General features: G+C 67.6%; 30 protein-coding genes. 17 read left to right on the top strand and 13 right to left on the bottom strand.

Translation table 11 applies throughout. The annotated features are described in order from the left end of the window. Positions 1 to 9: 9 nt before the first annotated feature. The 4 genes from ACTWPB_RS00450 (at position 10) to ACTWPB_RS00435 (ending at position 2,773) form a co-directional block, all read left to right on the top strand. Positions 10 to 348: a metallopeptidase family protein gene (locus ACTWPB_RS00450; RefSeq protein WP_378915270.1), complete on the top strand. Its 339-nt coding sequence runs from the start codon at positions 10 to 12 to the stop codon at positions 346 to 348. A gap of 109 nt (positions 349 to 457) precedes the next feature. Beyond that, positions 458 to 769: a PE family protein gene (locus tag ACTWPB_RS00445; RefSeq protein ID WP_446223783.1), complete on the top strand. Its 312-nt coding sequence runs from the start codon at positions 458 to 460 to the stop codon at positions 767 to 769. A 46-nt stretch (positions 770 to 815) separates the two neighbouring features. Next, positions 816 to 1,940 (top strand): PPE family protein, encoded by a 1,125-nt coding sequence (locus tag ACTWPB_RS00440; protein WP_446223782.1) that lies wholly within the window; start codon positions 816 to 818, stop codon positions 1,938 to 1,940. Beyond that, a complete protein-coding gene (locus ACTWPB_RS00435) occupies positions 1,937 to 2,773 on the top strand; it encodes an ESX secretion-associated protein EspG (protein ID WP_446223781.1) in 837 nt (278 codons plus the stop codon). Before ACTWPB_RS00440 ends, ACTWPB_RS00435 begins: the two co-directional genes overlap by 4 nt. Positions 2,774 to 2,972: 199 nt before the next feature. Here ACTWPB_RS00435 and ACTWPB_RS00430 read toward each other — a convergent pair whose 3' ends face one another. From ACTWPB_RS00430 to ACTWPB_RS00420, 3 genes are all read right to left on the bottom strand, one after another. Further along, positions 2,973 to 3,641: a histidine phosphatase family protein gene (locus ACTWPB_RS00430; protein ID WP_446223780.1), complete on the bottom strand. Its 669-nt coding sequence runs from the start codon at positions 3,639 to 3,641 to the stop codon at positions 2,973 to 2,975. Continuing rightward, positions 3,638 to 4,552 carry a prephenate dehydratase gene (gene pheA, locus ACTWPB_RS00425; RefSeq protein ID WP_446223779.1) on the bottom strand — a complete coding sequence of 305 codons (915 nt, stop codon included), beginning with the start codon at positions 4,550 to 4,552 and terminating at the stop codon, positions 3,638 to 3,640. The genes ACTWPB_RS00430 and pheA overlap by 4 nt, the downstream gene beginning before the upstream one ends. 165 nt (positions 4,553 to 4,717) lie before the next feature. Continuing rightward, positions 4,718 to 5,140 (bottom strand): hypothetical protein, encoded by a 423-nt coding sequence (locus tag ACTWPB_RS00420; protein ID WP_446223778.1) that lies wholly within the window; start codon positions 5,138 to 5,140, stop codon positions 4,718 to 4,720. Between the two features lie 101 nt (positions 5,141 to 5,241). Between ACTWPB_RS00420 and ACTWPB_RS00415 the strand changes: the two genes are divergently transcribed. The 5 genes from ACTWPB_RS00415 to ACTWPB_RS00395 all read left to right on the top strand — a co-directional run bounded on the left by ACTWPB_RS00415 (position 5,242) and on the right by ACTWPB_RS00395 (position 9,834). Further along, positions 5,242 to 6,003: a DUF2470 domain-containing protein gene (locus ACTWPB_RS00415; protein ID WP_446223777.1), complete on the top strand. Its 762-nt coding sequence runs from the start codon at positions 5,242 to 5,244 to the stop codon at positions 6,001 to 6,003. 232 nt (positions 6,004 to 6,235) lie between these two features. Then, the gene (locus ACTWPB_RS00410) at positions 6,236 to 7,012 is read left to right on the top strand and encodes a CPBP family glutamic-type intramembrane protease (protein WP_446223776.1); all 777 of its coding nucleotides are present in this window, start codon (positions 6,236 to 6,238) and stop codon (positions 7,010 to 7,012) included. Between the two features lie 246 nt (positions 7,013 to 7,258). After that, a complete protein-coding gene (locus ACTWPB_RS00405; protein ID WP_446226542.1) occupies positions 7,259 to 8,662 on the top strand; it encodes an LCP family protein in 1,404 nt (467 codons plus the stop codon). 10 nt (positions 8,663 to 8,672) lie between these two features. Next, positions 8,673 to 9,203 (top strand): ferritin, encoded by a 531-nt coding sequence (locus ACTWPB_RS00400; protein WP_446223775.1) that lies wholly within the window; start codon positions 8,673 to 8,675, stop codon positions 9,201 to 9,203. A gap of 82 nt (positions 9,204 to 9,285) precedes the next feature. After that, positions 9,286 to 9,834, top strand: a complete 549-nt coding sequence (locus ACTWPB_RS00395) for a ferritin (protein ID WP_446223774.1) — start codon at positions 9,286 to 9,288, stop codon at positions 9,832 to 9,834. 84 nt (positions 9,835 to 9,918) lie between these two features. On the opposite strand, the gene ACTWPB_RS00390 is transcribed toward ACTWPB_RS00395, so the two are convergent. The 4 genes from ACTWPB_RS00390 to ACTWPB_RS00375 form a co-directional block, all read right to left on the bottom strand. Beyond that, positions 9,919 to 10,839, bottom strand: coding sequence for a DUF5926 family protein (locus ACTWPB_RS00390; RefSeq protein ID WP_446223773.1), 921 nt, complete (start codon positions 10,837 to 10,839; stop codon positions 9,919 to 9,921). 74 nt (positions 10,840 to 10,913) lie between these two features. Then, positions 10,914 to 11,681 (bottom strand): glycerophosphodiester phosphodiesterase, encoded by a 768-nt coding sequence (locus ACTWPB_RS00385; protein ID WP_446223772.1) that lies wholly within the window; start codon positions 11,679 to 11,681, stop codon positions 10,914 to 10,916. Then, a complete protein-coding gene (locus ACTWPB_RS00380; RefSeq protein ID WP_446223771.1) occupies positions 11,678 to 12,742 on the bottom strand; it encodes a DUF4328 domain-containing protein in 1,065 nt (354 codons plus the stop codon). The genes ACTWPB_RS00385 and ACTWPB_RS00380 overlap by 4 nt, the downstream gene beginning before the upstream one ends. A 20-nt stretch (positions 12,743 to 12,762) precedes the next feature. Further along, a complete protein-coding gene (locus ACTWPB_RS00375; RefSeq protein ID WP_446223770.1) occupies positions 12,763 to 13,122 on the bottom strand; it encodes a rhodanese-like domain-containing protein in 360 nt (119 codons plus the stop codon). 335 nt (positions 13,123 to 13,457) lie between these two features. On the opposite strand from ACTWPB_RS00375, the gene ACTWPB_RS00370 reads away from it, so the two are divergent. The 4 genes from ACTWPB_RS00370 (at position 13,458) to ACTWPB_RS00355 (ending at position 16,708) form a co-directional block, all read left to right on the top strand. Continuing rightward, on the top strand, positions 13,458 to 14,069 hold the full coding sequence (locus ACTWPB_RS00370) for a hypothetical protein (RefSeq protein WP_446223769.1): 612 nt from the start codon (positions 13,458 to 13,460) through the stop codon (positions 14,067 to 14,069). Positions 14,070 to 14,338: 269 nt separating this feature from the next. Beyond that, entirely contained in the window at positions 14,339 to 14,962 is a 624-nt protein-coding gene (locus ACTWPB_RS00365) for a superoxide dismutase (RefSeq protein ID WP_446223768.1), read from the top strand. A 155-nt stretch (positions 14,963 to 15,117) separates the two neighbouring features. Then, the gene (locus ACTWPB_RS00360) at positions 15,118 to 15,645 is read left to right on the top strand and encodes a peptidase (RefSeq protein WP_446223767.1); all 528 of its coding nucleotides are present in this window, start codon (positions 15,118 to 15,120) and stop codon (positions 15,643 to 15,645) included. A 361-nt stretch (positions 15,646 to 16,006) separates the two neighbouring features. Continuing rightward, positions 16,007 to 16,708 (top strand): TMEM165/GDT1 family protein, encoded by a 702-nt coding sequence (locus ACTWPB_RS00355; protein ID WP_446223766.1) that lies wholly within the window; start codon positions 16,007 to 16,009, stop codon positions 16,706 to 16,708. Positions 16,709 to 16,743: 35 nt separating this feature from the next. Here the strand turns inward: ACTWPB_RS00355 and ACTWPB_RS00350 are convergent, their stop codons facing one another. Further along, positions 16,744 to 17,400 carry a TetR/AcrR family transcriptional regulator gene (locus ACTWPB_RS00350; RefSeq protein WP_446223765.1) on the bottom strand — a complete coding sequence of 219 codons (657 nt, stop codon included), beginning with the start codon at positions 17,398 to 17,400 and terminating at the stop codon, positions 16,744 to 16,746. Next, positions 17,397 to 18,275, bottom strand: coding sequence for an SDR family NAD(P)-dependent oxidoreductase (locus ACTWPB_RS00345; RefSeq protein ID WP_446223764.1), 879 nt, complete (start codon positions 18,273 to 18,275; stop codon positions 17,397 to 17,399). Before ACTWPB_RS00345 ends, ACTWPB_RS00350 begins: the two co-directional genes overlap by 4 nt. Positions 18,276 to 18,593: 318 nt before the next feature. Between ACTWPB_RS00345 and ACTWPB_RS00340 the strand changes: the two genes are divergently transcribed. After that, positions 18,594 to 19,361: an SDR family NAD(P)-dependent oxidoreductase gene (locus ACTWPB_RS00340; protein WP_446223763.1), complete on the top strand. Its 768-nt coding sequence runs from the start codon at positions 18,594 to 18,596 to the stop codon at positions 19,359 to 19,361. Between the two features lie 7 nt (positions 19,362 to 19,368). On the opposite strand, the gene ACTWPB_RS00335 is transcribed toward ACTWPB_RS00340, so the two are convergent. Further along, complete coding sequence (locus ACTWPB_RS00335) at positions 19,369 to 19,551, bottom strand: hypothetical protein (RefSeq protein WP_446223762.1); 183 nt, start codon at positions 19,549 to 19,551, stop codon at positions 19,369 to 19,371. A 46-nt stretch (positions 19,552 to 19,597) separates the two neighbouring features. On the opposite strand from ACTWPB_RS00335, the gene ACTWPB_RS00330 reads away from it, so the two are divergent. Beyond that, complete coding sequence (locus ACTWPB_RS00330; RefSeq protein WP_446223761.1) at positions 19,598 to 20,065, top strand: hypothetical protein; 468 nt, start codon at positions 19,598 to 19,600, stop codon at positions 20,063 to 20,065. Between the two features lie 69 nt (positions 20,066 to 20,134). On the opposite strand, the gene ACTWPB_RS00325 is transcribed toward ACTWPB_RS00330, so the two are convergent. From ACTWPB_RS00325 to ACTWPB_RS00315, 3 genes are all read right to left on the bottom strand, one after another. Continuing rightward, on the bottom strand, positions 20,135 to 20,584 hold the full coding sequence (locus tag ACTWPB_RS00325) for an N-acetyltransferase family protein (RefSeq protein WP_446223760.1): 450 nt from the start codon (positions 20,582 to 20,584) through the stop codon (positions 20,135 to 20,137). 150 nt (positions 20,585 to 20,734) lie between these two features. Then, positions 20,735 to 22,696, bottom strand: coding sequence for a molecular chaperone HtpG (gene htpG / locus ACTWPB_RS00320; protein ID WP_446223759.1), 1,962 nt, complete (start codon positions 22,694 to 22,696; stop codon positions 20,735 to 20,737). Between the two features lie 13 nt (positions 22,697 to 22,709). Further along, positions 22,710 to 24,344 (bottom strand): TM0106 family RecB-like putative nuclease, encoded by a 1,635-nt coding sequence (locus tag ACTWPB_RS00315; RefSeq protein ID WP_446226541.1) that lies wholly within the window; start codon positions 24,342 to 24,344, stop codon positions 22,710 to 22,712. A gap of 167 nt (positions 24,345 to 24,511) precedes the next feature. On the opposite strand from ACTWPB_RS00315, the gene ACTWPB_RS00310 reads away from it, so the two are divergent. Continuing rightward, positions 24,512 to 25,186: a DUF6474 family protein gene (locus ACTWPB_RS00310; protein WP_446223758.1), complete on the top strand. Its 675-nt coding sequence runs from the start codon at positions 24,512 to 24,514 to the stop codon at positions 25,184 to 25,186. Between the two features lie 7 nt (positions 25,187 to 25,193). Then, on the top strand, positions 25,194 to 25,736 hold the full coding sequence (locus tag ACTWPB_RS00305; protein ID WP_446223757.1) for a hypothetical protein: 543 nt from the start codon (positions 25,194 to 25,196) through the stop codon (positions 25,734 to 25,736). Positions 25,737 to 25,765: the final 29 nt, after the last annotated feature.

The following is a 25,765-nucleotide window of genomic DNA, read 5'->3' as shown; positions in this document are numbered from 1 at the left end:
TCCGAGCGTATGCCGCAGTGGCGTTTCGAGGAGCTGGTCGGCGATGCCCTCGACCAGATCCCGGCGGAGCTGTCCAGTGCCATAGACAACGTTGTTGTGCTGGTGGAGCCCCGAAACGACGAGGAACCTTCACTGCTTGGGCTGTACCACGGGATCGCCCTCACCGAGCGCGACAGCTACTACGCCGGATCGTTGCCGGATACCATCACGATCTACCGAGAGGCTATTCTCGACATCTGCAACACCGACGACGAAGTGGTCGAGGAAGTCGCGATCACCGTGATCCACGAAATAGCACACCATTTCGGGATTGACGACGACCGGTTGCATGAGCTGGGATGGGGTTAGCGAAACTGGGCGGGGATTCGATGGAACCGAATGAACCGCTCTCGCGTCCTAGTACTCGTAGGGGGAATTCTCGTGGTTCCCGATAGCCGCCACCAGAAGGAGTCGGGTCATGGTTGGACACGTTCTCATTGCACCTGAAATCGTCCTCGCCGCGTCAGCGGAGCTGGACCTGCTCGCCGAGCGCCTCGCCCTCGCGGCCGGGCTCGCCGGGCCGACCACGCATGTGCTGCCGTCCGGCGCCGAAGAGGTGTCGCTGCTCGCGGCGTCGCACTTCAACACCGCCGCTGGCAAGCACGACGGTTCGGTCGCCCAGGCGATCCTCGAGCTGCATCACGCGGCCGCGACGCTGCGCTCGCAGCTGACCACGAATATCGGGGAAGAGCTGGTCCGCGCGGCGGCGATCAACGCCATCCAGGTGTAGTCGCACCGAACCTGTCGACGATCATTTACTCAGGGGAGAAACAAGCATGACCGCAGGGATCACCGGGGTGTTCTGGCTGCCTCGTATGGCCGAAATGAACTCCACCACCCTCAACGCGGGCGCACACGCGATCCCGATCAGCGCCGCCGCCACCTCGTGGGGCACGCTGGCCGCCGCGTGGGGCGACGCCGCCTTCACCATCACGCGCGTGATCGCGGAGGTCGGTGTCGGCCTCCAGGGCGTCAACGGTCTCGCCGTGCTCGCCCGTCTGGCCCCGTTCGCGGGCTGGGCAAGCCAGCAGGGCATCGCGTCCGCGGCGCTCAGTGCCAAGTGCGCGGCCAACGCCACCGCCTACACCGTCGCCTCGATCGCGATGCCGAGCCTGCCCGAGATCGTCGGCACCAACGCCGCGGTGGCCGCTTCGGCCAACCCGCCCGGCATGGTCTCCGGTGCCTTCGAGGTCGCCGAGGTCGCGCGCCACGCGATGGACATCCGCGCCGCGCTGGTGATGGAGACCTACGAGGCCGCCACGTCGGCCACCGTCGCCGTTCCCAGCGAGTTCACCATGCCGCCCGCCATCGCCAGCGGTGCGGGCTCCGCCTCGCAGGGCGACTTCGGTGGTGGCGATCCGCTGCAGACCGCGGTCGCCGCGGCGCAGGCCTTCGTCACCAACCCCGGCGTGGTCAGCGCGGCCACCCAGGCGGCCAACACCGCGGGTGGCGTGCTCACCGGCGGTGTCAGCACGGTCGGCAATATCGGCGCTTCCGCGATCTCGGCGGCCACGGCCACCGTGCCCGCGGGCACCGCCGTCGCGCCCGCGATGGCGGGTTTGGGTGCCGCCGGTGCCGCGGTCGGTGGCATGGCCACCACGTCGGCCGGACTCGGTGGCGTCAGCGCGGGCTCGCTGAAGCTGCCCGAGGGCTGGGGTGCGCCCGCCGCGCACGCGTCCGCGAGCGCTCCGGTCTCGGAATCGGTCGTCAACCGGGTCGAGAGCGCACCCGTGCGCAACACCGGCACCGGCGGCGGTAACCCGCTGATGGGCAACCGGCAGAAGGGCGAGGAAGACGACGAGCACGATGGCGTCGACTACGTGCGCACCGACGAGTTCACCGATGGTCGCTACGCGGCCGAAGGTGTGATCGGCGCCGACCTCGCCGGATCGGCCAAGTGACGGTTCTCGGCTCGGGCAGCGGAGGTTCGCTGCTCGGCGCCGTCGTGCTCTCGCTCGACGACATGCAGTTCCTCCTGGAGAAACTGGAATTCGACGAGATGCCCGTGGTGCTCGACGCCTTGGGCCGCTATGACAACGTCACCGCGCATGACGCCGCCATGAACGTGGCACAGGCCGCCCTGACCGAACGCGAGCTGCTGTTCGGCGAGGTGGTGGCACCCGAGCTCGCCGAACGGCTGCGGGTGCTCTACCGGCCGCAGTGGATCATCGCGCTGCGGTGGGTGGTGGCCGGCCAGGTCAACCGATTCTGTCTGGCGCAGGGCGACGATCGTGCGGTCGTCGCCCTGCGCGGGCCGGAGTCCTACGTCATCGACGACGCCGGTCTCGATCTGCCCGGCGCGGTGCTGCAGGCACTCGGGCCGGTCGAAGCCCTCGAGCTGTACGGCATGAACGCTCCCACCGAACAATTGGCGCCGATCTTCGGCGACACCGGTGACGCGGCCGCCACCGCGAAGCGCCTGAGCAAGGTGGGCAATCCGGCCACCGACGCGCAGGCACTGGCCTCGGCGCTGGTGGAGATCAACTCCTACGCCGAGATCGTTGGCGTGGCCTACGGTGACGGCACCCGCGATATCCAGGACAACCACATCGCCGTCTTCAACACGCGCGCAGGCAGATTCATCATCACCGCCAGCGTCGCCGACGACGGGGTGAAGTGGTCGTCCATCGCCAGCGGCACCAACGCCCGCCTGCGCACCGCGGTAGCCGACCTCATCGAGTCCTTACCGGTCCGCACCGAATTCCCTACCGCGACAGCCAATAACCTGGCTTGACCTGGGCCGGGTCTCGTCGAACCCTGTCTTCGGACTAAAACATCGGGGTGCGACGAAGGAGCACGTTCTCGGCGCGCCTCCGCCTCTGGACTGAGTGGAGGGTGCGACGAAGGAGTGCCCGGAGGGAGGGAAGAGGCGGAGTTAAGCGCCGAGAACCGCGGCGCCAGCCGCAAATAGACACCGCCAGCCGCTAATAATTTCAGCCCATCGGGTCGTCGGCGGACGGGTTGGCTTGGACGGTGAACGGTGGGGTGAATTTGCCCCAGCGTAGGCATTCCCAGCCGCCGTCTTCGGTGGGGAGCAGTTCGATGGTCTCGGTGTTGTCGAGGTGGTTGTTCGTCGTGAACGGCGGCGCCACCCCGGCCAGCGCCTTGCCGATCAGGCGCATGGCGGCGCCGTGGTTCACCACCACCACGTCACCGTCGGCGTCGCCGGTCAGGAATTCCTCGCGCAGGCCGCTGAGGACGGGCAGGATGCGGGCCAGCACTTCGTGACCGGATTCGCCGCCGGGGGCTCTGACGTCGAGCTCGCCGAGGTGCCAGCCACGATAGATCTGCTGGAAGAGTTCGTGCGCTTCCCGGTCGGAGCGGCCATGTAGCTCGCCCACCTGCACCTCGTACAGGCCGTCGAGGACGTGTGCCGGTGTGCCGGTGGCTTCTTCGATGTGGCTTGCGGTCTGGCGGGCGCGCAGCGCATCCGACGACACCAGGACCTGGGGCGCTCGCGCCAGGCCGGCGCCGAACGCTTTCGCCTGCGCCACACCACGTTCGGTCAGCGGCAGGCCCGGCACCGCGGTGTCGAGGATCTTCGCGACATTGCCCTCGGTCTCGCCGTGGCGCACCAGAATCAGTTTCGCGCGGGTAGTCATAGGTCCGCGACCCCCTTTCGCAATTGCGTCAACCATTCCGCGGCCGGTTCGTCCGACGGCGGCGGTGAGCCGATGGCCGCTGCCGCAGGCCATGATCCGAGGAAGCGGACATGGGCGGTGCGGTGCAAGGCTTTCAATGTTTCGGCCACCGCCGGGTCGTCGATGTGTCCGACGCAGTCGAGGTAGAACCGGTAGGTGCCCATGCCGGTGCGGGTCGGTCGCGATTCGATGCGTGTGAGATCGACTCCACGCGTGGCGAATTCGGCGAACGCGCGCATGAGTGAACCGGGCTCGTTGGGCAGTTCGAGGACGACGGAGGTCCGGTCGGCGCCGGTGGCGCCGGGTGCCACGCCCGGCTGGGTAACCAGGACGAAGCGGGTGATGGCCTGGTCGTGGTCGGCCACGCCGCCTGCCAGGGTTGCCAGGCCGAGTCGTTCGCCCGCCAGCGCGGTCGAGATCGCGGCGTCGGCGGTGCCTGCCGCGACGTCTTCGGCGGCGGCCGCGTTGGACGCGGAGGTGAACGGGCGCGCATCGGGCATGGTGCGCGCCACCCATTCCCTGACCTGTGCCGCTGCGACCGGATAGGCGGCGAGGGTGCGCACGTCGGCCAGCGAGGTTCCGGGCCGCGCCAGGATCGTGAAAGTCACCTCGAGCTCGGTTTCCGCCATGATCTGCAGACGCGGTCCGATGGCGAGGGAATCCAGGGTCGCCGGGATCGAGCCCTCCACCGAACTCTCGATCGGCACCACCGCGCCGTCGACCTGTCCGGTCCGGATCAGGTCGAGCGCCGCCCCTTGGCTCGGCGCGGCGACCCGCTCGACCGGCCCATCGAAGGCCCCCGAGTTCTCGAACTTCGCCAGAGCCATCTCGGTGAAGGTCCCGGACGGCCCGAAATACGCAATACGCGGCACACAGAAAGATTAGCTGTGTTTTATGAGCGCTGGCGCGCTCGAGCGGGGCCCTTCGGGCCCCTGATCTTCCCTCCCTCCGGGTACTCCTTCGTCGCACCCTCCGCTCAGTCCAGATCAGGGCGGGCCCCTTAGGTAGAGACATATCGGGGCTACCCGGGCGTTGGCTCAGGAATCCAGTACCCGCAACGCTTCGGTGATTGCCTGTTCGTTGGGGGTTTCGATGGCTAGGAGGACGGTGCGGGTGGCCTCGATGGCGGCGGGCTTCAGTGACTTCAGGAAGGGCAGGTCGGGGGTGGTGAGGGCGGTGGGGATGTCTTCGCCGCAGAGGGCCGCTACGGTGCCCGCGACCACGGCAAGGGCGCGGGGGCCGCTGGTGGTGCGGGCGGTGAAGCCGTGGTCGGCGTGGGCGATGCCGGCCAGGAAGGCGGTGAGTTCGGGGTCGGGGATGTCGACGTCGACGGGGGCGGGGGAACTGCCGTGGGGGCGGACCAGGTCGGCCACGAGGCTGCGCCGGGCGGGGGCCGACAGGTTCAGCAGGACGGGTTCGGCGGGGGCGGCATGGTCATCGCCGTGGTCGTCGTGCGTCATCGGTCCACCGTATCGGCTCGATTCATCGTGGTGTCCTCTTGCGCGTCGGGCGTTTGTAACTTAGCTTAGGTTTACCTAATCAATCGTTCGCGGAGGTTGTCATGCCGAGCCCCACCACGATCCTCTCGCCGAGCACCGCCGAGCGGGTGCGAAGTGCGTGCGCTCATGCCGAGACAGCGGTGCTCGCGCTCCCCGGTATCGACCCCGTCCCCACGACGCTGCACCACCTGCGCCGCTGCGGCGACGCGGTGATCGCGGTGCCGGCGTCCTCGCTCGCGGCGGCGCTGGCCGCCACGGCCAACGAGACCTCCGCGGTACTCGAGCTCACCGATCACGCGCCGCTCCCGCTGCGTGAGCCGGTCAGGGCGCTGGTGTGGTTGCGCGGATGGGTGCGCCAGGTACCCGAGCAGGCACAGCGCGCGCTCGCCGTCGAAATCGCCAAGGAGTACCCGCATCCGGGCCTGCTCGATGTCGGGCACGGCGTCACGCTACTGCGGATCGTGGTGAACTCGGCGGTGCTGGCCGACACCGCGGGCGCCGAATCCGTCGACCACGCCGACCTGCGCGCCGCCTCGGCCGACCCGTTCTGCGAGCTGGAAAGCGCCTGGCTGCAACACATGTCGGAGGATCACGCCGACATCGTCGCCCAGCTGGCTCGCCACCTGCCGACCCGGCTGCGCGGCGGCCTCGTGCACCCCCTCGCCATCGACCGCTACGGCCTCACCCTGCGAGTCGAGAGCAACGACGGCGACCACGACGTCCGCCTGCCCTTCCCCACCCCCGCTCACGACATCGAATCGCTGAGCCGCGCGGTCCGCGTCCTCGCCGGCTGCCCGTTCCTGAACGGCCTTCGCCGCATCTGACTGTGTTCTTGGAGCGCTGGCGCGCTCGAGCGGGGCCCCTGGTGGCCCCGATCTTCCCTCCCTCCGGGTACTCCTTCGTCGCACCCTCCGGTCAGTCCAGATCGGGGCGGGCCCCTTTGGGTAGAGACTTATAGGGCTGTACCCACTCTGGATCGGTTAGCCGCGTCTCACTTCGCGTCGCCTGGCCCGCCGGGAACCGGCTTCGGCGTGTTCGCTGTTTACACTGCGCGGCATGCGTGTCGATCCTCCCCAGACCGAGCTGAGCAAGCGGGACAGGTTCGGGCTGCGCGTCGAGATCGCGGTCGTTCTGCTCGTGACCTTCGGGTTGAGTGGGATCAGTGCCGGTCTGTCCCTGCTCGATTCGGCGTTGTCGCCGGGTGGGGTCGGTGGGCGGACGGTGGCGCTGAACGCGTCGCGGTCGAACAATTCGTTTCTCGATCTGCTGTTCCAGCTCGTCGGGGTGACCCGGCTGATGGCGTGGGCGGCGCTGGGGCTTTACCTGTTGTGGCGCAGCGGGATCGGACCCCGGCTGATCGGGCTGGCACGGATCCGGCGTGGCGATATCGTGGCTGGTCTGGCGCTGGCCGCGGTGATCGGGTTGCCGGGGCTCGCGCTGTATCTGATCGCGCACGCGATGGGGGTGAGTGTCACCATCGTGCCGAGTTCGCTGTCGGAACACTGGTGGCGGCTGCCCGTGCTGATCCTGTCGGCGTGTGCGAATTCCGTCGCCGAGGAAGTAGTGGTGGTCGGCTATCTGATCACCCGGCTGCGCAGGCTCGGCTGGTCGGAGAACTCGTCGCTGGCCGCGTCGGCGCTGTTGCGTGGCAGTTATCACCTGTACCAGGGGATCGGCGGGGGGCTCGGCAATATCGTGATGGGCCTGGTCTTCGGCCGCTACTGGCAGCGGACCAACCGCCTGTGGCCGCTGATCCTGGCCCACGCGACAATCGACGCTGTCGCCTATCTCGGCTACAACGTGCTGCGCGGGCGCGTCGGCTGGCTGCCATGACACTGACCGCTTAGCGCACCAGCAATCGCCCAGACGCATCCATTCCTGCCATGACACTGACCGCTTAGCGCACCAGCAATCGCCCAGACACATCCATTCCTGCCATGACACTGACGGCGTGTCGCGGCGAGTTTCACCACATCACCGCGTTTCGCGCTAACAGTGGCCCTCGCGCGGGGTATCCCAGTAGTGACCGAGCGCGCAGAACCGGCTCGCGCTCCCCACGATCAGTAGAGTTTGACGGTGATGAACGGCGACGATCCCCGCGAGGACCCCCGTAGACGCCGGGTGCCGCCGACGTCCGGCCGCCCCGGCGGCCCCTCGGTGCCCCCACAAGGTCGTCCCCTGCCACCGCAGGGTCGCCCGGTGCCCGCCGATCCGCGCTACGGCCGTCCGCCCGGCAACGATCGGCGCCCGCATCCGGAGGACGGGCCGACGGTTCGCTACAACCCGGCACCTCGGCGCGGCGCGTCGCACGTCGAACCCACCCAGGTGCTGCACCGCGGCAACTCCGGCGACCAGCCGCTCGCCTATTCCCAGCTGCCGTACGAGCGCGAGAAGCCGCGTCAGCCAGCACCGCCACCACGTCGTGAGCAGGTCGGGCACGCGCCGACCCAGCGACCGGTCCCCCATCACGACGGTCTCCCGCCCCGGCGCACTCCCCCGCCCGTCGACCTGGGCAGGCAGCCGCGGCCGCCGCGGCGCAGGCGCAGACGTCACCCGTTCCGGTGGTTGACGGTGATCATCGTGCTGTTGATCGCCGGCCTGATCGCCGCGGTCGTGCACCTGGACAACTCGCTCACCCGCATCACCGCGCTGCCCTCCTACAGCGACCGTGTGAGCAATACCCCCGGCACCAACTGGCTGCTGGTCGGCTCCGACGGCCGCGGCGACCTCTCGACCGAGCAGGAACAGGAGCTGGCGACCGGCGGCGACACCGGACCCGAACGCACCGACACGATCATGATGGTGCACATCCCGTCCGCCGGCCCGACCACGATGGTGAGCCTCCCGCGCGATTCCTACGTGAACATCCCCGGCCACGGCAAGGACAAGCTGAACGCGTCGTTCGCGCTCGGCGGCGCTCCGCTGCTGGTCCAGACGGTGGAGGAAGCCACGGGCGTGCGGATCGACCACTACGCGCAGATCGGTTTCGGTGGTTTCGCGAGCGTGGTCGACGCGATCGGCGGGATCGAGATGTGCCTGGACGAGCCGATCGTCGACCCACTGGCCGGGCTCGACCTGGCCGCGGGTTGTCAGAAACTTTCCGGCCCGCAGGCCCTCGGATTCGTGCGCACCCGCGCGACCCCGACCGCCGATGTCGACCGGATGAACCGCCAGCGGATGTTCATGGCGGCGCTGTTGAAGAAGGCGACGGGCATGGGCACCCTCGCCAATCCGTTCGCCTTGTGGCCCATGGCAACCGGGGTCGCGGGTTCGCTGAAGGTCGACGACGGCGACCACATCTGGAACCTGGCCGCGCTCGGCTGGGCGATGCGTGGCGACACCGTCACCACCAGCGTCCCGATCGGCGGATTCGACGACACCGAGGTGGGCAACGTGTTGCTCTGGGACAAGTCGAGGGCCTCCGGGTTCTTCGAGGCGCTCGCCACCGATCAGCAGATTCCGGAGGAGCTGCTCACGCGGTAACGTCGTGGGTATGCCCGAGAACCTGTCGTTCACCGAACTCCTGCGTGACCAGGTAAGAGCCGGTCTGACCGCGGCTCATCAGTATCTGGCCGCCGCCGTCTATTTCGACGCGCAGGATTTACCCGAGCTGGCCGGGCAAACCTACGCGCGCTCGACCGCGAACCACGGGCACGCGATGCGCATGGTGCAGTACCTGCTCGACCGCGATGTGCCGATCGCGATCGGTCGGCTCGACGAAGTGCGCTCGGAATTCGATTCCCCGCGCGCCGCGATCGCCTTTCTGCTCGACCGTGAACGGGTCACCACCGAGCAGATCAGCGCACTCGCCGCGGCCGCGCGCGACACGAATGATTTCCTCGGCGAACAATTCATGCAGTGGTTCCTCGGCGAGCAGGTCGACGATGTCGCCGGAATGACCACGCTGCTCACCGTTCTCGACCGCCAGGACAACCTGTTCGATGTCGAGGAATTCATCCGCCGCGAACTGCGTGGCACGGTGCGCGTAGATGCCACCGCACCCCGAATGGCCGGTGCGAGTTAGGAAATGCTTGGTTAGGGAATACTGTCCTCAATAAGGCTGCACTTGGATGACAACCCCTATGACCAGCATTAATGTTGCCAACATGTCGATTCATCCGGAAACCCCGCGTAGCAAGTTCCACACTCTGCTCCAAGACCAGATCCGGCATGAGTTCAATGCCGAGCACCAGTACATCGCGATCGCGGTGTGGTTCGACAACAACGACCTGCCGCAGCTGGCCAAGCGTTTCTACGCGCAGTCGGTGGAAGAACGAAATCACGCGATGATGATCGTGCAGTATTTCGTCGACCGCGACATCGCCGTGGAAATCTCGGGCATCGACGCGGCGAAGTCGAAGTTCGAGTCCGCCCGTGAGCCGATCGAGCTGGCGCTGGCCCAGGAGAAGACGGTCACCGACCAGATCGTGCAGCTGGCGAGCACCGCCCGCGAAGAGGGCGATTACCTCGGCGAGCAGTTCATGCAGTGGTTCCTGAAGGAACAGGTCGAGGAAGTAGCGCACATGACCACGCTGCTCAATATCGCCGATCGCGCCGGGTCGAACATGTTCGACCTGGAGGCGTTCATGTGGCGTGAGCTGAGCACCCCGAAGGAAGCCGCAGGCGCACCGTCGGTCGCGGGCGGCAGCATCTAGCCAGAACACAGAGGGATTCGGCTCGCGGGCAGCGAGCCGAATCCCTCATGCACGTTCACCAGCCGAACGCGGCTGGTTTCGAGTTCAGCGCAGGGTGACCTGACGCGAACGCAGACCATCACGCGAACGACGTTCTTCGCTGGTCATCGGCTCCGCGCTGGCCAGCGCTTCGGCCAGGCGAGCACCGAATTCCCGTGCCGCGCCTTCCCATTCGGCCGGGTGCCGCTCGGGATCGAGGTCGAACACCGGCACCAGCAGGCCGTGTGTGCGGAACGAACCGGCGAAGCGCGAACCCTCACCCAGGTGCAGGCCACCGGTGGCGTGCACGCGAGCCAGGGCCAGCATCAGCGCGTCTTCGTCCTCGGGACGCACCCAGCGCACATGCGCCTTCTCGCCCGCGTCGACCCACCAGGCCGCGCCGACCGAATCCGGGCCGAGGTCGAGGCGCGCCGAGGGCATGATGGCCTGCTTGGCCTGCTCGATCGTCGCCGCCACCTGCGGATCCGGGGTGACACCCTCGGGCACCCACCAGTCGAAGTCCTTGTGCACGGTGAGCTCGAGGTCGGCACCGGGATCGATGACATCGGCAAGGCGCGGACCACCGTCGACGGCGTCGGCGGAGTTCAGCGATTCGCCGGGTTCGGCCGACTGGGTCCACAGGATCGCCGCCGCGATATCGCCCGACGGGTCGTCACCGCGGAACTGCATCTGCGTGCCGACGAAGCCGACCGGCTCCTCGCCCGCCCGCACCAGCGCGGCCACGGCGCCGGGCAGCACCGTCGCCAGGGTGACCTCACGCTGCGCGGCCACACCGGGCGCGAGCTTCAAGGTCGCGGTCGCCGACGGCACGAACTCCCGCAGCGCCACCAGATCACATTCGGCGGCAAGCCCCTCGAACGGCCGTGTCACGGCCGCGGATGCCTGCTCCTGCGCCGCACGCCGCTGCGCGAGACGCTGAGCCCGATTACTGTCGGGCTTCGGACTGTTCCGCTTGCTTTTACCCACGCGTGGAGTTTATGGCCGAGCAGCAAGTTCGCTTACCGCGCCCCCTGCCCAGGCTCGGCGAGGGCCGCGGACGGTCAGACTCCGGCCAGTAGAGCTTTCGTGCGGCCGGGGTGGTTGGTCGCGACCCAGCTGACGCCGAGGTCGGCGCACAGCGTCACGTCTTCGGGATCGTCGACGGTCCAGCAGTAGGTGGCCCGGCCCGCCGCGGCGGCCTTGTCGACGAGCTCGGGATGCTCACGCAGGGTTTTCACCGACGGGCCGACAGCGGTCGCGCCGACCGTGGTGGCCGCGCCCCCGCCGAGGAACCGCGATGATTCGCCGAGCAGCACCGTCGGCAAAAGTGGTGCGGCACGGCGGATCCGCCAGACCGCGGTGGCCGCGAACGACATCACCACCGCGCGTGAATGATCGGCCGAGGCAGGCGTGGCGATGCCGAAACGCTGCAGTTCGGCGAGCACCTTGTTCTCCACCAGGGCGCCGTAGCGCACCGGGTGTTTGGTCTCGATGAACAGTTTCGTCGGGCGGGTGCGCCAGTCGAGGACGAGTCCGATCAGGTCGCTCAGCGCGAGCACGCCCTGCGGCTGTTCCTCGGTGCCGAAGTTCATGTCGCGCAACTCGTCCAGCGTCAGTTCACTGACCAGGCCGGTGGCGTCGGCGGTGCGGTCGACGGTGCGGTCGTGCACGCAGACCAGGTGGCCGTCGCGGGTGAGCCGGACGTCGCATTCGACGCCGTCGGCGCCCTCCTGCAGCGCTAGCTCGTACGCGGCGAGGGTGTGTTCGGGGCGTGCCGCCGACGCGCCACGATGCGCCACCACGAAGGGTGCGCGATTGTTCTGGCTCACTTGGCCACGACCTCCTCCTGCGTATTCTCGCCTGTCCGGACAGAATCCGCGCGTTCGACCTCATCGTGCCCGACGCCGGCGCGCGCCGCGTCATCGCGCGCCGCGACAGCGCCCGGCGCCACCAGCGCGATGACGACCTCGGCGGGATCGGCGGCCATCACCCAACGATGCGCCGACCTGATCCCCCCGCGCAGGTCACGGCCCTCCAGCGTGCGCACCATCCACAGCGTGAGCACCGCGAACCCAGCCGCGCACAGGTTGGTGAAACCGGTGAACGAGACACCGTCGGCTTCGGCCTGCAAGGTCGAGGCGTCGCGCCACAGCGTCGCCGCGATCAGCAGCAGCCCGCTCAATGCCCAAGCGGCCCACCAGATCCGCACGGCGCGGTGCGAACGAGGATCGGGGTCGGCTCCGAGTAGTTCGGTGAGGAACACGCCGGGCCAGATCAGATTGACGCCCGGCACAAGGCATCCCGCGATCAGCGACCACCGTCTGCGCGGGTCACGCCTGCCATAGGCGGTGAACACGATCGTGCGCGCTTCGATCAGCCAGGCGACCAGCGACACGGCCGTCACCAGCGCGCAGATGGGCGCGATGATGCCGAACACCAGCACCGTCGCGTCGGAGATCCACAGCAGCCAGCTGGGAATGAGCCGGGCGCGGTTCTGCAACAGGATCAGGTAGCGGCCGTATTCGGCGAGGCCGGCGAGCAGGAACGCGAACATGGTCGCGAGCAGCAGGCGGTCGCGCCTTGCGGCGATGCCGCGCAGCGGGCGCTCGGGTGTGCGGGCCGTGGACGGCGGCGGATCGAGCAGGCCCCAGCGCGGGGTCTTGGTGTAGCGGGGGGTCGGCCCGAGCGGGGCCGGGATGGTCGAGCCCGCTTTACGGGTGCGGTGGTCGGGTCGGCGCGCGACCCAGCGGTAGTTGCGCTGGGTGGCCGGTGCGTCGACCCTGCCGGGCGAGAGCAGCACCCCTCGGCAGCGCGGGCACCAGTGCATCGGCGCGCCCTGCACGGCCCACCGCGCACCACAGCGTGCACATGGTTGCACCACCGAACTCACCCGCGCACCCCGCTTCCGGACTAGTAGATCTTGGCTTCGTGGTCGCCGTCGGCGACCACCGGGCGGCCGGTCTGCTGCCAGGCCACCATGCCCCCCGCGACGTTGACCGCTTCGTATCCGATGTGGGCGAGATACCGGACGACTTCGATGGACCGGCCGCCCTGTCTGCACACGATGTAGAGCTCGGCGTCGATATCGAGCTCGCCGAGGCGGGCAGGCACGTCGACCATCGGGATGTGGATCGCGCCCGGCGCGTGCCCGAGGTTCCATTCGTCGGGTTCGCGCACGTCGAGCAGCTGCGCGCCCGGCGCCGGGTCCGCGTGGTCGAACGCGGCGGGTACCGCACCCACCGGCACGGTGGGGACATCGGAGCTCGTCACGCCTCGATCCTGCCATGCCGCGCGGATCGCCGGGCGAGCCTGTGCGAGGACGAGGTGTTGGGCGGGCCCCAGCTACCGTTCAGCACACATGCAACAGGAACCGGCTGCCGACGACGCCGACTCCCCGGGTGGATCCAGCCGGGAACGACCGATCCGGGACTCCCCTCCATGTCATCCCGGAGCGGTCGTTCGCCGCTGACGTCGGGATTCGTGGAGTGTTCTGTCCCGACATCTACTTGGACGCAAGCGGGACCGATTCGGTTCCATAAAAACGAGAACAATAGAGAAAATCTTAAATCCTGGGATCTGGGCGGCCCGATCGGTAGCCTGAGCACATGAACGTGAGCAGGGGGCTACTCGACAGTTTCGACATCAACGGCTTGAATACCGCTTTGTCCGAATCCACGTGTCTAGGGGTAGAAGTGGACGCCGCGGCGGGCCGGCTGCAACTCGCTCTGGAGGTGCTGACGCTACCCACGGATGGACAACCGCCGATCGACACGAAAGTCCTGCTCACCTTCGCCGGAGTCACCCGCGTCGCGGCCTCCCTGCGCATCCAGCGCTGGGACGATGTCGACGCCCGCGTGCTTCCCCTGACCCTCGACCAGCTCGACGAGGCCATCGAGAGCTTCGGCGGCGGTGGGCTGCACGGGTGGGAGTTCATCGACCTCGACGACAGCGGGTGGACGCTGTGGAGTGAGCTGCTCAGTTTCGACACCGTGCTCGATCAGCGCATCGCCGCTCATGTCATCGAGTTCTCCCAGGAGGAGGGCATCGATCCGCGTGAGCTCGATGTGCGGGTGTGGTTCGACAAGATCGCCGTGACCGACACCGCGGGGCGCGAGATCCCGATGAAGGAGTTCATCGAGGGTGGGCGGCGCTGGTGGGACGCGCATGCCACCGGCGATGTCCGGACGACCAAGGCCGACATCGCGCCGCCGCTGTAATTTTGGAGCGCTGGCGCGCTCGAGAATTTTGGAGCGCTGGCGCGCTCGAGCGGGGCCCTTCGGGCCCCTGATCTTCCCTCCCTCCGGGTACTCCTTCGTCGCACCCTCCACTCAGTCCAGATCAGGGCGGGCCCCTTCGGTAGAGACATACCGGGGCTTCGGGGAATTGGGGGCAAGGTGCGCGAGTTGCACGGGGCGGGTGTACGAATGATGGTTGGTGTTGTCGTCCGAACTGGGCGCACACAGCCCGACACACGGAAAGGGACATTGTGGCCGTTTACACGCTGCCGGAACTCGATTACGACTTCGGCGCACTGGAGCCTCACATCTCCGGTGAGATCAACGAGATCCACTACACCAAGCACCACGCTGCCTACGTCGCAGGCGCCAACAAGGCGCTCGAGCAGCTCGAGGAAGCCCGCGAGTCCGGCGACCTGGCTGCCATCCTGCTGCTGGAGAAGAACCTGGCCTTCCACCTCGGTGGCCACTACAACCACTCCGTCTGGTGGAAGAACCTCTCCCCCAACGGCGGCGACCAGCCGGACGGCGACCTGGCCGCGGCCATCGCCGACCAGTTCGGCTCGTTCGACAAGTTCCGCGCGCAGTTCACCGCTGCCGCCAACGGCCTGCAGGGCTCCGGCTGGGCCGTCCTGGGTTACGACACCCTCGGCCAGAAGCTGCTGACCTTCCAGCTGTACGACCAGCAGGCCAACGTGCCCATCGGCATCATCCCGCTGCTGCAGGTCGACATGTGGGAGCACGCCTTCTACCTGCAGTACAAGAACGTCAAGGCCGACTACGTGACGGCGTTCTGGAACGTCGTCAACTGGGCCGACGTGCAGGACCGCTTCGCTCGGGCCGTCGGCCAGGGCAAGGGCCTCATCTTCGGGTGAGTTAGGCCTTTCAACGGGCCCGCATGCGATTTTTCGCATGCGGGCCCGTTGTCGTTTTGCCCAATTAGCACTCTTTGGTACTTGTGTGCCAGACGGGTTAGGGGCTATCCCTGTCATATACGGGCACAGTCGCCCCCGGTAGTCGGGAGGCCATCATGAATACACAGGGTCCGATCGGGATCACGCCGTTTCAGGCGCGTGGGCGATTGAGCGGGTTCGTGGTTTCGGGGCGGTGGCCGGATACCACCAAGGAATGGGCACAGGTGCTGGTGCTGGCCGTGCGGGTGGCGTCGATGCCAGGGCTGCTGGTGACCACCACCGTGTTCGGGGTGCGCGAGGAGCTGCCCGACGATCCGGAACCCGGCACGGTGGGACTGGTGATGGCGGAAGGGCCGGTGCTCGGGGACGAGGCGATCGAACCCGGTCGGTTCGCCGCACACGTGCCACCGGCGCTGCTGATGCTGCATCCGCCCTCGGAGACCCGTCCGTCGCTGCCCGAATGCGCGGGCGCGGCCTCGGGCTGTGTGCTGCTGCCGGGCGTGCCGCATCTCGGTTTGGAGCATCGCGCGGCGTGGGCTGAGGCCGAACTCGACGGCACGATCACCTCGCTGGTGAGCCGGGTCGGGATGGATCTGATCAGTGATCCCGACACCGCTGTGCTCGCAATGCTGCTGGCGGCCTGAATCTTTCGCTTGGATCGGGGTCGGCGAACGGCTGGCAACGGGTCCGCGTGCGACTGAAATCAGGGAAACCGAACTATCCCCGCCGCATACCCAAACTTATTGTGCCCATTGAGATTTGGGTTACCAAGAGTTGGCATACCGGGAGCAACCGGGCTACTGTGGACAACAGCGAAGGGGAGTAGCCCGCAATCGCCCAGTCGACATACTGATCGTCCGCCGAAACTCGGTGCGGTCCGGCTGTGCGAACCGGCCAGCACCGGTGGGCGAGACCTTCGGCCACGAACCGATCCGTAGACCGGTGTGGCTGGAGGCGCACCCGTCTTTCAGCCGCAGGCCGGAGTATTTTCCTGGGAGCTGACTCATGATCGCTACGATCCTGCTGAGCTTCGGCGTGCTCTTCCTCGCCGAACTTGGCGACAAATCGCAACTCATGGCGCTGACCTTCTCGCTGCGCTACCGCTGGTGGGTGGTGCTGGCAGGCATCAGCGTCGCCAGCGTGGCCGTGAACCTCATCGCTGCGGGCGTCGGCCATTTCCTCGGCACCGCGCTTCCCGCGAACGCCATCGCCGTCGTCACCGCGCTCACCCTGCTCGTGGTCGGCCTCTGGACGCTGCGCGACGCACTGACCAGCACTGACGACTCCGAAGAAGCTCCCGCGCCGCCGAGCGCACGCAACGCCTTGCTGGTCGTCATCTCCGCATTCGCCCTCGCCGAACTCGGCGACCGCACCATGTTCGCCGCCGCCGCCCTCGCCTCCAGCAACAACTGGCTGGCCGTCTGGATCGGCTCGGTCGCCGGCATGGTCGCCGCGGGTGGACTGGCGATCCTGGTCGGCAGGATCGCGGGCAAGCACCTGCCCGAGCGCGGCATCGCCATCGCTTCGGGCCTGCTGTTCCTGTTCTTCGCGGGCAAAACCGTGCTCGACGCGTTCGTGCCCGCGCTGGGTGGTTGGGGTTCGGTGGGGGTCGCCGTGATCGCACCCGCGCTGGTCGGCGTCGGTGTCGCCGTCTGGCGCAAGGGCGTGAAGTCCGCCGACCGCGAGCTCGCCGACATCGCGGGCTGAGGACGCGAAGCGGAGCTGGCGAGGGAGGGCGCTCGTCATTCCCCGACCTCGGGTTGAGCGAAGGCGTTGCCGTAGAGCGTGCCGGAGCGCTCGGCCAGTGCGATCAGCTGATCCTTGATGCCGCGCAGACTGTCCGGGTCGTCGGCGGCGATCCGGCCGGTGACCATGGCGCCGATGGCGGCGGCCAGGGTCGCACAGGCGAACTGCTGCTCCTCGGATTCGGCGCCGAGCATGGTGGCAACCACCTCGACGAACCGATGCTGCAAGGCCATCCGCGCCTCGATCGCCGACGGGCCGACCGCGTAGACCTCCACCAGGAACAGGCGGGCCGAGGCCGGGTCGTCGATCATGTGGTCGAAGTAGGCGGTGAGGATGCGGTCCATTCTGGTGAGCGCGTCGGCGTCGGCGCAGTCGGCGATCACCGTCTGGAGTTTCTCGGCCAGCGCGCCCGACACCCGATCGAAGGCCGCGTTGAAGCAGTCCGCTTTCGAGCGGAACAACTCGTAGAACGTTTCCCGTGAAACCCCGGCCCGCTTGAGCACGGCCGCGACCGGCGTGCCGACGTAGCCGCCAACGGTCATCGCCTCGCCCATCGCGACGAGAATGCGCTCACGCTGAGAGGCGATGACCTCTTCCCGCGGCAGGTGGTGCCTGCCACGCGGAAGTTGTTGCCGCAGTGTCGAATCGCTCATGCTTGCCGTTCCATTCTGCGGGGTCGGGCCGGCTGTTCGGTGGTGAAGGGGGCGTCCTCGGTACGGGCGATATCGATGGCGCGGGCCAGGCGGTCGCCCTGCACCCGCTGCACGACCAGCTGGGCCAGTGGCCGAAACGGCCGGACCAACGCAACCCACCAGGGTGAGACGACGGTTTTGCGTCGTCGCGCGATGGCGCGTTCCAGCGCTTCGACCGCGGGTCCGACCGGTGAGATCCCGGTCAGGCTGGTCTCCCCCAGCACGGTGCGCGCGGCGGCGGTGCCGAATCCGCGCACCGTCATGTCGGTATCGATCCCGGCGAAATAGCTGACCCCCACCTTCGCCCCGCTCGACCGCAGTTCCGCGCGCAGCGTGGCGCCGAGCGAGGCCACCGCCGCCGCTGAGGCGCTGTAGGCCCCGCCGAGCGGCAACTGCACAGACGTGGAGATCGACGACATCATCAGCACATACCCGCCCGGATGCGAAAGATGCGCGCCCGCCGCCGACACCGTGTAGGCGACCCCGAGCACATTCACCGCGAGGGTCTCCTCGAGCACCGACGGATCCCCGCCGATCATCGCCATCTGCTTGGCGACCCCCGCATTGGCCACCAGCACATCGAGCCCGCCGAGTTCGGCGACCAGCGCCTCGACCACCCGCTCGACCTGCGCCCGATCGGCCACATCGCAATACCGCCACGGCACACCGCCGCATTCCGCGGCCACTTCGGCGAGCAGTTCCGGTTCGAGCCCGAGCAGGGCGACATGGGCGCCGCGAGCGGCCAATCGCCGAGCCAGCGCGGCACCGATCCCACGTGCGGCCCCGGTGATCAGGACCTTGCGTCCGGCCACGGAAGGACCGGCGAACGATCTCATGGCGGCACGCTACCACCGGCAAACACCGGTGTTCACGACGATTTCCATACTGCCCGATATGGGTGTTCCAGACCACACCCCCACGCGCTAAGGTGCCCCTATTGGCAAGCGGCACAATAAGCCGCGACCCATAGAGTTCTAGGCGTACCCCGCCCAGCGAACAACTGGGGTGCGACGAAGGAGCACGTTCTCGGCGCGCCTCCGCCTCTGGACTGACCGAAGGGTGCAACAAAGGAGTACCCGTACGGAGGGAAGAGGCGGAGTCAATCGCCGAGAACAAGCGGCACCAGCCGCAAATAAACACAGAGAGGACCATCAGTGGAGATTTCGGGTTCCGCCGCCATTGTCACCGGAGGCGCGTCCGGCCTCGGTGCCGCCACCGCCAAGCGGCTCGCCGACGCGGGCGCCACCGTCTTCGGCCTGGATGTCCCCCAGTCCATCGAGCGCGCGGGCGACAACGTCCCCGCCGGCGTCACCCTGATCGCGGCCGACGTGACCAGCGGTGACGAGGTCGCCGCGGCGATCGCCACGATCACCGAGGGCCCGGCGCCGCTGCGCATCGTGGTCAACTGTGCCGGTGTCGGCTGGGCTGGTCGCATCCTGTCCAAGAACGGCCCGCACGACCTGGAGCTGTTCCGCACCGTCATCACCGTGAACCTGCTCGGCACGTTCAACGTGATGCGCCTGGCCGCCGACGTCATCGCCAAGACCGAGCCGGTCGACGAGTACGGCCAGCGCGGCGTGGTCATCAACACCGCCTCGGTCGCGGCCTTCGAAGGCCAGGTCGGCCAGATCGCCTACTCCGCCTCCAAGGGCGGCGTCCACGCCATGACCGTCCCCGCCGCCCGCGACCTCGCGCAGTTCGGCATCCGCGTCAACACCATCGCCCCCGGCATCATCGACACCCCGATGCTCGCCGGCGTCACCCCCGAATACCGCGCAGGCCTCGAAGCCGGCGTCCCCTTCCCGTCGCGCCTCGGCCGCCCCGACGAGTACGCCCAGCTCGTCGAGTACATCGCGAGCCACGACTACCTCAACGGCGAGACCATCCGCATGGACGGCGCGCTGCGCATGGCCCCGCGCTAGAAGTCGCCTATTCGACGGCGTCTTGCTCACCGAGCAAGGCGCCGTTCGTCTTTCGTCGACGCACCCGCATGGCTGCCAGGTGAATCGCCTCGCGAATGATCTCGACCTCGACGGCACGGGAGCTGGCTGCCTCCTTGATGATGGCAAGATCCTGCGCCTCGACATACACCACCACGCACTGCAATGTCATGCCAGCATGCTACCCAGTTCATAACTAGTTCTGATATCGTCAGAACATGAGTGTGACGGCGAAATGGTCCGACTTCCTACGAGACCCGAATCGGATCGTCGAGGAGATGGAAGCGAATGGGGATGTGATCCTCGTTCGCCGTTCAGCGCCTTCCGTGCGGCTCTCAAACGCCGAAGTCTCTGCTGCGAGCAACGACACACTGTCCGCGATCATGCAACTGCTGGCCGTCACGCTCGATGACGAGATGCTGGATCGCATGGTCGATCGCCTCGCCCTGGTCTTTCCGTGGATCGAACTGCTGCCCGGTGCCTCTCGGGTCGAGTTCGTGGGCGAATTCCTCAGCTTGGCTCGGGGCGGGTTGGCCGTCGGTCGCGTCGACCGACTCGGCACAACGCTCGAAGCCTGGAAAGAGACTGCCCGCGCCTACGCCGACCCCCAGATCAGCGTCGACGGGTCCGACCTGCACTACCTGGAAACTCCAGAGCCGACACCGGCTCCGGAGGCGCGCGGGTGAGCAGGAAAACCGATGTACCTCGACCGAGCGCTGTATGACGGCGCACCCCAAGGGGACCGACTAGCTCGGTCAGACTGGGCGGGTGAAGGTGACCAGGGAGCGGCCCGGGCCGTTGTAGTCGGGGATGGGGCCGGTGACGGTGAAGCCGAGGCTGCGGTGGAAGTCGATCGAGGTGTAGTTGGCGGGGGATGTTATCGCGGTGACGGTGGTGCGGTTGTCGGAGCGGGCGATGGTGAAGAAGGTTGTGTAGAGGGTTCGGCCGAGGCCGGATTTGCGGGCGTCGGGGCGGACGGCGACGAAGTGGATGTAGGCGGTGTATGGGTCGGAGGGTGAGCCGAAACCGACCAGGAAGCCCGACATTCCGTTGTCGTCGGAGGCGATGAGGCTGGTGCGGTGGAAGTGGTCGAGGAACATCCTCGGGAGGTTGTGGACGGCGGCTCGGCCCCACCAGTTGTCGACTACGCCGATGATTGTGTCGTAGTCGTCGGGTCTTGCCCGACGAATTTCGTGCCCCACCATCTCCCCATGGTGACACCGTTCCGCCTCCCCGCGACTTTTACCGGTCGCAGGGAGGCGGGAAGGTCAGTTGCCGGGCCGCCGGTCGAGATGTGGTGGCGTGATGGACGTTCCCGGTGAGTTACCCATGTTCTCGCGAAATCAGTTGTTCTTTCAGACCGTGCGGGTGAGCCGTTCGGTGAGCAACTGGGCGAAGCGGGCGGGGTCCTTGAGTTCGCCGCCCTCGGCGAGAACCGCTGTGCCGTAGAGAAGTTCGGCGGTTTCGGCGAGTTCGGGGACCTTGCCTTCGTCGACGTCGGACTTGCGGGCGTCGTAGGCGTCGCGCAGGCCCGTCACCAGGGGGTGGGTCGGGTTGAGCTCGAGGATGCGCTTGGACTCCGGCAGGGCCTGGCCCGAGGCACGGTACATGCGCTCGAGCATGGGGGTGAAGTCGTAGACGTCACCGACCAGGCAGGCGGGCGAGGTGGTGAGGCGGTTGGTGAGGCGGACCTCCTTGGCCACCTCGGTCAATGTGGCGCCGAGCCAACCGAGCAGGTCGCCGAAGTCCTTGTCCTGCTGTTCGCGCAGGGCTTCGGTTTCCTTCTTCTCGTCCTCGGTCTCCAGGTCTACCTCGCCCTTGGCGATGGACTGGAACTTCTTGCCCTGGAAATCAGGGACCGAGCCGACCCACATCTCGTCGACGGGATCGGTGAGGATCAGCACCTCGCGGCCCTTGGCCGTGAAGGCCTCCAGGTGCGGCGAGTTCTCCACCTGCGCACGACTTTCGCCGGTCATGTAGTAGATCGAGTCCTGCCCGTCCGTCATCCGCTCCACGTACTGCGCGAGCGTGGTGAGCTCGGACTCCGAGGCGGTGGAGGCGAAAGACGAGACGGTGAGCAGGGTTTCGCGATTGTCGGTGTCGGAGAGCAAGCCCTCCTTGAGGACTCGGCCGAACTGCGCCCAGAAGGTCTGGTACCTGGTCTGATCCTCGGCGCCCTGCATGTCCTTGACCGTCGAGAGCACCTTCTTCACCAGGCGCTTGCGGATCATCTGGATCTGGCGGTCCTGCTGGAGGATCTCGCGCGAGACATTGAGCGAAAGATCCTGCGCGTCGACGACTCCCTTGACGAAGCGCAGGTACTCCGGCATCAGCTCTTCGCAGTTGTCCATGATGAACACCCGGCGCACGTAGAGCTGCACACCGCGCTTGTGCTCACGGGTGAACAGGTCGAACGGCGCGATCGACGGAATGAACAGCAGCGCTTGATATTCGAAGGTGCCTTCGGCCTTCATCGGGATGATCTCGAGCGGCTCATCCCAGGCGTGCGAGACGTGGTGGTAGAACTCCTTGTACTCCTCCTCGCTCACCTCGCTGCGCGGCCGCGTCCACAACGCCTTCTGCGAGTTGAGGATCTGGTCCTCGACAATGGTCTTGTCGACCTTGTCCTCACCCTCCCCCTCGGTCACCGTGCGCTCGACCTGCATGCGGATCGGCCAGGCGATGAAGTCGGAGTACTTGCGCACGATCTCGCGCAGCTTCCATTCCTGCGTGTAGTCGAACAGGTGATCGTCTTCGTCGGCAGGCTTGAGCTCGAGGGTCACCGAGGTGCCCTGCGGTGCGTCGGCGACGGTGTCGATGGAGTAGGTGGAGCTGCCCGCGGCGGCCTCCCAGCGGGTGCCTTCGGTCTCGCCTGCCTTGCGGGTGGTGAGGACGACCCGGTCGGCGACCATGAAGGTGGAATAGAAACCGATGCCGAACTGGCCGATCAGCTCCTCGGCGGCGGCATCGGACTTGGCCTCGGTCAGCTTGCGGCGCAGGTCGGCGGTGCCGGATTTGGCGAGGGTGCCGATCAGGTCGATCACTTCGGCGCGCGACATACCGATGCCGTTGTCGCGGACGGTCAGGACGCGCTTTTCCTGGTCGACGTCCAGCTCGATGTGCAGGTCGGCGGTGTCTGCTACCAGGTCTTTGTCCTGGAAGGCGGCCAGTTTGAGCTTATCGAGTGCGTCGGAAGCGTTCGAGATCAGCTCCCGGAGGAAGGTGTCTTTGTTGGAGTAGACCGAATGGATCATCAGCTCGAGGAGCTGGTGGGTTTCGGCCTGGAACTCGAGGGTTTCGACGTGCTGCTCAGTCACGCCCCCGATGGTATTACCGTCCGAAATCGGCCAGTGAGGGAACCTCGGCAACTGCCCGCTTCGACATCCACTCGCGCAGCACCTGGGTGGCGCGCACGTCGTCTTCGTTGTAGACGAACAGGCGGGTGCGCTGGGACATGTCGATGGCGTCGTCGTAGCCGACGGCGCGGCGGTACCAGCCCATCGACGCCTCGCCGCCCGCTTCCGGATCACGCCAGCCGAATCCGGCCACGGGCGCGATCTTCTTGAGTCCCTTGCCGTTCGGGCAGATGAACTGCTCGGTGACGGCCTGGAACATGTCGACCCATTCCTTGGAGTCGACGAACGCGCGCACTTCCTCGTGGGTCGGGACGCCGGAGCGGCCCGCGAATCGGCGGGCCGATTCGTAGAGCCACTTGTCCTCGGCGGTACGCGAATAGCAGTAGGCGGCAAAGGTTTTGCCCGCGGCGTGCGCTTCGGAACGACGCTCCATCAGCCAGGTCCAGAACTCGCCGAACGAGCGGCCCTCGTCCTCGGTGGGCAGCGGATCCCAGGTGACGAACGGGCGGTAGACGTCGTCGAGCAGGGTGCCCCACAGGTAGGCGCCGTCTTCCTGGTAACTCTCCAGGTCGACGTCGATCTCCACGTCGGCGCGACGCACGCTCACCTGCTCGAACCGGCGCACCAGCGGGGCACCCTCGATCCAGGCGCGGGCGGTGACGACGGTTTCGGCGAACGGTCCGTGCTGCCAATCGTCGGGGTCATCGCCCTCCCACGCGGCCAGTTCGTCGACCGTCTCGATCCCGTGCAGGCGCAGCACGTCGGCGCGCGAACCCGGTGCGACCAGGCTCACATCACGCATCTGCGTCAGCGTCGCCTCACAGCTGGCCTCGCCATCAGGTCCACGCACCCACCACGGGCACTGCCTGCACTCGGGCACCTTCGACGGTTGGGTCGGCAGTTCGCCGCGCACCACCGCGATACGGTCGGCGTAGCGCTGGTCGTAGTCGGCGAGCACGCTCGTCAGGTCGTGCACCAGGATGCGGTCGGCGACCAGGCCGATCGCGCCACCGATCAGGGCCGGACTGGCCATGCCGTAGCGCTGCAACATGCGGTACAGGTGGGCGAGGCGCTGCTGGTCGCGCGGCTGCGGACGTAGTTTCACGTGCTTGTCGCGGCGGGGCTGCCAGCGGAACAGGTCCGAGGTCAGCGGGTGGAAATCGGCCGGGTCGGGCCTGCGCGGGTCGGTGACCTTGTGGTTGACCACGATGATGGGGATATAGCCGCCGCGATCGTCGTCGCGCAGCAGGATCTCGACACCGCCACGTCGACCGGTATCGGCTTCCTGGGGCAGCAGTCCGCCCCAGATGCGGGGAGCGCCCGCCTCGATGGCGGCCATCGTCGCCGCGGCCTTGGCCCCACCACGCAATTGCGGGTCGATCACCACCCAGTCGGCGGGGGCGGCCGCGACCAGTTCGTCGCGGATCCTGGTGCGATGAGCGGTGGCGGCGTCGCGGCGCTGCTGCACGCCCGGATCCTCCCGAACCTCGGCGAGCACGCCCGGATTCTCGGCATCGAGGCGCAGCCGATGCCTGCAGCCGATCAGCGAGCGCGCGTCCAGGAAGGCGATGCGGAAATCCGCAGCGGAAGCGGGGACCGGGCTACGCACCGGCCCGCCGTCGAAGTCGTCCTCGGCTGCACGCACGCAAGCAGTATGGGCCTTACCCCCGACACAATGCCCAATCGCTACCCTGCGCCCACTACGCTACGAAGAACGGCAGGCCGCTCGGCGGTGCTGCCTCATGACTTGGCGAGCATGACGGAGGGCCTGATCCCATGGGGTTGTTCAGCAAGCGGAAGCGGCGGCCGAGCCGACGCGCTGAGGCGAAAGCACTCAAGCACAAAGCCGTGGTGGAGGCGAAGCTGGGCGCCAAGAACGAGCGCAAGGCAGCCAAGGCGGGCGAGCGCGTGAACCGCCGCACGGCCAAGGCGCAGGCACGCACGGCCGACAAGGTCGCCAAGGCACAGATCGCGACCCTGCAGGCCGAGGCGAAGGCCGCCGAGAAGGCCGCCGCGAAAGCCGACCGTGAACTCTTCAGCGCGAGCCAGATCCGCAAGTACATCGGGGTGGCCCGGGTCCTAATCCCCGTGCTCGCCCCGCTGGCCTACCGCGGCGCCACGATGGTGCGCGCGCAGCTCGACGCGCGCAAGGCGCAGCAGCTCGGGATCGGCATGGACCAGCTGAGCGAGTTCAGCGGGCACGGCGCTCGCCTGCAGGCCCGCATCACCAACACCGAGGAAGCCCTCGACAAGATCGCCGCCGACAAGGCGGGCGACGCAGGCACCGAGAAGTTCGTCGAAGCGGCCCGCTCGCGCATGGCCGACCTGAACGTGGCCGTGCGCACGGCCGAGCAGATGCCCGCCGCGCGTCGCAAGGCCGTGCACGCGTCGATCTCGGCCGAGCTGGCCGTGCTCGAGAACGACGTGCTCGCCCGCCTCGGCGTTCGCTGATCCTGCCGTGACCACGCCGCAGCTCACCTCCCGCTTACGCGGTGGTGGCTGCGGCGTACTCGTGGGCGGGCTGGCGGTGGCCGCGCACGGGATCGGCGGCGGCGGCGTGCCACGGTCGGCGGAAATCGCACTGCTGCTGCTGGTTTCGCTGACCGCCGGGATGTTCGCCCATGGCACCTGGCCACGCAGGCACTCGTACCGATTCGCGAAGGCACGTCGGCCCGCGGCGATGCGCACGACCGCCGCGTTGATCGGTGGTCAGTGGGCCGGGCACTTCGCGCTGTCGGCGACACTGGACCATCACGGACTACTGCACCCACCGAGTCTGCCGATGATCGCCGCGCACCTGGTGGCGGCGGGTGCTTGTGCCGCACTGATTCTCGTGGCCGAGCGGCTGTATCTCGTTGCGTCGAGCGTGGTTCGGGCTGTGCTCGGCCGTCCCTGCGCTGTTGTCCACCGAGCCGTCCGCTGGGTCGCCCCGCTCGCCGTCTGGCGCGGGGCTCGTCCGAAGGGTGCGCGATGTCCGCGCGCACCGCCGTTGCTCGCCTGATTCGCGACCCCTTCAGAATTCTTCGGACG

Source organism: Nocardia sp. IBHARD005 (assembly GCF_052814245.1).
The sequence above is the reverse complement of the archived record's forward strand: the minus strand, read 5'-3'. Positions and strand labels throughout refer to the sequence as shown.

Bases quoted from the DNA above. Each gene is read 5' to 3' on its own strand.
- ACTWPB_RS00450 (WP_378915270.1), top strand. From the start codon at position 10: ATGCCGCAGTGGCGTTTCGAGGAGCTGGTCGGCGATGCCCTCGACCAG.
- ACTWPB_RS00445 (WP_446223783.1), top strand. From the start codon at position 458: ATGGTTGGACACGTTCTCATTGCACCTGAAATCGTCCTCGCCGCGTCA.
- ACTWPB_RS00440 (WP_446223782.1), top strand. From the start codon at position 816: ATGACCGCAGGGATCACCGGGGTGTTCTGGCTGCCTCGTATGGCCGAA.
- ACTWPB_RS00430 (WP_446223780.1), bottom strand. From the start codon at position 3,641: ATGACTACCCGCGCGAAACTGATTCTGGTGCGCCACGGCGAGACCGAG.
- ACTWPB_RS00420 (WP_446223778.1), bottom strand. From the start codon at position 5,140: ATGACGCACGACGACCACGGCGATGACCATGCCGCCCCCGCCGAACCC.
- ACTWPB_RS00415 (WP_446223777.1), top strand. From the start codon at position 5,242: ATGCCGAGCCCCACCACGATCCTCTCGCCGAGCACCGCCGAGCGGGTG.
- ACTWPB_RS00410 (WP_446223776.1), top strand. From the start codon at position 6,236: ATGCGTGTCGATCCTCCCCAGACCGAGCTGAGCAAGCGGGACAGGTTC.
- ACTWPB_RS00405 (WP_446226542.1), top strand. From the start codon at position 7,259: ATGAACGGCGACGATCCCCGCGAGGACCCCCGTAGACGCCGGGTGCCG.
- ACTWPB_RS00400 (WP_446223775.1), top strand. From the start codon at position 8,673: ATGCCCGAGAACCTGTCGTTCACCGAACTCCTGCGTGACCAGGTAAGA.
- ACTWPB_RS00395 (WP_446223774.1), top strand. From the start codon at position 9,286: ATGTCGATTCATCCGGAAACCCCGCGTAGCAAGTTCCACACTCTGCTC.
- ACTWPB_RS00370 (WP_446223769.1), top strand. From the start codon at position 13,458: ATGAACGTGAGCAGGGGGCTACTCGACAGTTTCGACATCAACGGCTTG.
- ACTWPB_RS00360 (WP_446223767.1), top strand. From the start codon at position 15,118: ATGAATACACAGGGTCCGATCGGGATCACGCCGTTTCAGGCGCGTGGG.
- ACTWPB_RS00355 (WP_446223766.1), top strand. From the start codon at position 16,007: ATGATCGCTACGATCCTGCTGAGCTTCGGCGTGCTCTTCCTCGCCGAA.
- ACTWPB_RS00350 (WP_446223765.1), bottom strand. From the start codon at position 17,400: ATGAGCGATTCGACACTGCGGCAACAACTTCCGCGTGGCAGGCACCAC.
- ACTWPB_RS00345 (WP_446223764.1), bottom strand. From the start codon at position 18,275: ATGAGATCGTTCGCCGGTCCTTCCGTGGCCGGACGCAAGGTCCTGATC.
- ACTWPB_RS00335 (WP_446223762.1), bottom strand. From the start codon at position 19,551: ATGACATTGCAGTGCGTGGTGGTGTATGTCGAGGCGCAGGATCTTGCC.
- ACTWPB_RS00330 (WP_446223761.1), top strand. From the start codon at position 19,598: ATGAGTGTGACGGCGAAATGGTCCGACTTCCTACGAGACCCGAATCGG.
- ACTWPB_RS00325 (WP_446223760.1), bottom strand. From the start codon at position 20,584: ATGGTGGGGCACGAAATTCGTCGGGCAAGACCCGACGACTACGACACA.
- ACTWPB_RS00310 (WP_446223758.1), top strand. From the start codon at position 24,512: ATGGGGTTGTTCAGCAAGCGGAAGCGGCGGCCGAGCCGACGCGCTGAG.